General features: G+C 76.5%; 3 protein-coding genes. All 3 read right to left on the bottom strand.

Translation table 11 applies throughout. The features are described 5' to 3' along the window. A partial coding sequence (locus G5C65_RS33255; RefSeq protein WP_206442553.1) for a dihydroxyacetone kinase family protein occupies positions 1 to 1,056 on the bottom strand: 1,056 nt, incomplete at its 3' end. A gap of 76 nt (positions 1,057 to 1,132) precedes the next feature. Next, on the bottom strand, positions 1,133 to 2,581 hold the full coding sequence (locus G5C65_RS33250) for an FGGY family carbohydrate kinase (RefSeq protein WP_165302787.1): 1,449 nt from the start codon (positions 2,579 to 2,581) through the stop codon (positions 1,133 to 1,135). Further along, the gene (locus tag G5C65_RS33245) at positions 2,578 to 3,648 is read right to left on the bottom strand and encodes a 2-hydroxyacid dehydrogenase (protein ID WP_165302786.1); all 1,071 of its coding nucleotides are present in this window, start codon (positions 3,646 to 3,648) and stop codon (positions 2,578 to 2,580) included. The genes G5C65_RS33250 and G5C65_RS33245 overlap by 4 nt, the downstream gene beginning before the upstream one ends. Between the last annotated feature and the right edge of the window lie 119 nt (positions 3,649 to 3,767).

Here is a 3,767-nt window from a genome sequence, read left to right as displayed (position 1 = left end):
AGCCGGTACGGGGGCGGGCACGGGGTCCACTTCGGCGGCGGCGGCCGGCGCCGCCACCGGCCCGCGGCGGAAGGCCGGGGTGTCGGCGGGCGCCAGCCACAGCCGCTCCAGCTCGTCGTCCAGCCAGGTGAGGGTGAGCGAGCAGCCCGCCATGTCCAGGCTGGTGACCAGCTCGCCGACCTCGGGCCGTACGGCCGTGAGCCCCGCCTCGGCGAGCAGCCGGGAGACGGTGCCCCACAGCACGTACAGCTCCTCGTACTTGGTGGCGCCGAGGCCGTTGAGGATGACGGCGACCCGGTGGCCGTCCCGCGCCTGCTCGGGGCGCTCGGCGAGCAGCCCCTCGACCAGGGTGTGGGCGAGGTCCTCGGCGCTGGTCAGCGCGCTCTCGCTGACGCCCGGCTCACCGTGGATGCCCAGCCCCAGCCCCAGCCGGCCCTCCTCCACGGTGAACAGGGGCTCGCGCTGGCCGGGCAGCGTGCAGCCCGCGAACGCGACGCCGAGGGTGCGGGTGCGGGCGTTCGTCCGCTCGGCGACGCGGACGACCGCGTCCAGGTCGGCGCCCTCCTCGGCGGCGGCGGACGCGGTCTTGTAGACGGTGAACCCGCCCGCGATGCCGCGCCGCCCGGCGAGGTCCTCGCGGGGGGCGCTGGCGATGTCGTCGGTGACGGCGAAGCAGCGGGCCGGCACGCCCTCGGCGGTCAGCCGCCGGGCGGCCTGTCCGAAGTTCATGACGTCCCCGGCGTAGTTGCCGAAGAGGAAGAGGACGCCGGCGCCGCGCTCGGCCGCGCGGCCGACGGAGTACGCCTGTGCGGCCGACGGCGAGGTGAAGACGTTGCCGATGACGGAGCCGTCGGCGAAGCCCGCGCCGACGACGCCGCAGAACGCCGGGTAGTGCCCGGAGCCGCCCCCGGTGAGCACGGCGACCTTGCCCGCGCGGCCGGGACGGGCCCGCACCACGCCGCCGGGCACGGCCCGCACCTGCTCGGGGTGCGCGGCGGCGAACCCGGCCACCATGTCCTCGGCGAACGCCGCCGGGTCGTTGAACAACCTGGTCATGAGTCAACTCCAAAGGCAGTGCCAGTCCAGAGGCAGTGCCGGTCCGAGAGCGGGGCCGGTCCAAGGGCAGGGCCGGTCACCAGTTCGCTCGGGCCGCTTCCAGCGTCCGCAGATAGCCGGCGTAGCCCCGCTCGTAGTGGGCGATGGCCTCGTCGTCCGCGCGGATGACGCGCGGTGGCGGCCCCTCGGCGCGCGCCGGGACGCCGAGCGCCTCCCACGCGGCGCGGGCCGCGCCCCGGATGCCGACGGCGTCGTCCCGTACATACAGGTCGCGCCCCAGCACCCCGGCGAAGATCCGCCCCCACTCGCCCGAGCGGGCGCCTCCGCCGCAGGCCGTGACGTCCCCGGCGACGCCGAGGGTCTCCAGGCAGTGGCGGGCCGAGTACGCCACCGACTCGCACAGCGCCCGGACCAGGTCCGCGCGGCCGGTCAGCGGCGAGAGGCCGTCGAGGCGGCCCCGCGCCCGCGCGTCCACGAAGGGCGCCCGCTCGCCGCTCGTCGACAGGAAGGGGAGCGCGGTGACGCCGCCCGCGCCGTACGGGGACTGGGCGAGCAGCGCGTCCAGCTCCTCGATGCGGACGTTCAGCAGCTTCAGCAGCCAGTCCAGCCCGGCCGTACCGATCATGGCGGGCATGACCTTGAGGTAGCGGTCGGCGTAGGGCGTGGCGAGCACCATGCCCGCCGCCTCGTCGCCCCCGGCGGGGGCCGGGTCCTCGCTGAGGACCTGGCAGGCGAGCGTCGTACCGATGATCAGATGGCCCTGTCCCGGCTCGCTGAGCCCGGAGCCGAGGCCGCAGGCCGGGATGTCGAACGGGCCGGCGCCGACCGGGAGTCCGGCGGGCAGCCCCAGCTCGGCTGCCGGGCCCGGCAGCAGCGGGAAGAGGGCGCCGCGCGGCGCGGGGTCGGCCAGCAGCTTGCGCCACGCGCCGAGGCCGCACAGCTCCAGCGCCTGCTCGTCGTAGGCGCGGGTGACGACGTCGAGGAACGGCACGGACGCGTCGGAGGCGTCCACCGTCCGCTCGCCGGTCAAGCGCTGCACGATGGCGTCCACGCAGTACCCGGCGACGTCGGCGCGCTCCAGCCGCTCCGGCTCGTGCTCGGCGAGGTGTGCGAGCAGCGGGCCCGCCGAGCCGGGGAAGAGGCCCGCGCCGGTGCGCTCGTACACCGCGCGGGCCGTGCCGTCGGCGCTCCAGCGGTCGAGCACCGGCGCGGCGCGGCCGTCCATCCAGGACAGCGCGCGGCCGACGGCGCGGCCGTCGGCGTCCCGCAGCCAGAGGCCGTCGCCCTGGCCGGTGAGGGCCAGGGCCTCGACGGGCTCGTCCGGGGCGAGCGCGGCGGCGTCGGCCGCCGCGGCCCGCACGACCGCGTGGACCGTGCCCACGACCTCGTCCAGGTCCTGCTCCACGCGGTTGCCCGGAAGGGTGTACACGGTGCTGCGGGCCTCGTGCGCGGGGCCGGTGCGCCCGTCCCTGGTGACGAGCTGGGCCTTGGTGACCGAGGTGCCGACATCGACCCCGATGATCACGGCCGCCGCCCCGCGCCGAGTACCTCGGGGTTGGCGACGTGCCGCAGCGGCTCGCCGCGCAGATGGCGGGCGGCCTCGCCCGCGGTGATGGCGGCGGCGCGCTCGGCGGTCTGCCGGGTGGCGCCCGCGAGGTGCGGGGTGGTGATCACGTTCGGCGCGTCGTGCAGCGGCCAGTCGGCGGGCGGCGGCTCGGTGTCGTACACGTCCAGCGCGAGGGCGCCGAGCCGGCCGGAGCGCAGCAGTTCGGGCAGCGGCGCGTAGTCCATCAGCTCGCCGCGCGCGGAGTTGACCAGGACGGCGCCCTCGGGGAGCAGCGCGAGGTTGTCCGCGTGGAGCAGGTGCCGGGTCTCGGGGGTGACGCGGGCGTGCAGCGAGACGACGGAGCTGCGGCGCAGCAGCTCCTCCAGGCCGGTCAGCTCGACGCCGTCGGCCGCGGCCCGCGCCGGGTCGGCGTACGGGTCGTGGACGAGGACGCGGGAGCCGAAGGCGTTCAGCACCCGGGCCACGATGGAGCCGATGGCGCCGTAGCCGACGAGGCCGACCGTGGTGCCGTCCAGCTCGATGCCCGCGTTCTCGATGGCGTAGTAGTCGCCGCGCCAGACGCCCTTCTTCAGCTCCGCGTCGGAGGAGGGGATGCGGCGCAGCGCGGCGAGCATCAGCCCGATGGCGAACTCGGCGGCCGCCGCGGCGTTCCGGCCCGGGGTGAAGGTGACCGGGATGCCCGCCCGGGTGGCCGCCGCGACGTCGACGTTGACGGGGCCGCCGCGGGCGACCGCGATCAGCTTGAGGTGCGGGGCCCGCTCGATGACGCGGCCGGTGAACGGCGCCATCTGGACCATGGCCACCTCGGCGTCCCCGAGCGCTTCGAGGAGCTGCTCCTCGGTGCCGCTGGCCTCCTGCACGTTCCCGACGGGGCCGAACGGCTCGACGGGCCAGGGGGTGGTCTGGGTGCGGATGTCGAGGGCGAGGCCGGGCGCCGCCTCGCGCAGCGCGTCGGCGAAGAGCCGCGGGGCGATGAAGTGGTCCCCGGAGGCGAGGACGGTACGGGCGGTGGTGCTGGCGCTCATGCGCGCGCCCCCTCCTTCAGTCGGGCTGTCAGGTACCCGCGTACATCGTCGTGGTCCGCTGCGACGTGCGCGGCCGCGGCCAGGGCGTCCTCGGCCGCGCACGTCGCAGCGGACCACGA

It is taken from the genome of Streptomyces boncukensis (assembly GCF_011045075.1).
Lineage (GTDB): Bacteria > Actinomycetota > Actinomycetes > Streptomycetales > Streptomycetaceae > Streptomyces > Streptomyces boncukensis.
Note: the sequence above shows the minus strand (reverse complement) of the source record. Positions and strands in the feature narration are given on the sequence as shown.

Excerpts from the sequence above, each read along its gene's own strand:
- G5C65_RS33245 (WP_165302786.1), bottom strand. The coding sequence starts at position 3,648 with ATGAGCGCCAGCACCACCGCCCGTACCGTCCTCGCCTCCGGGGACCAC.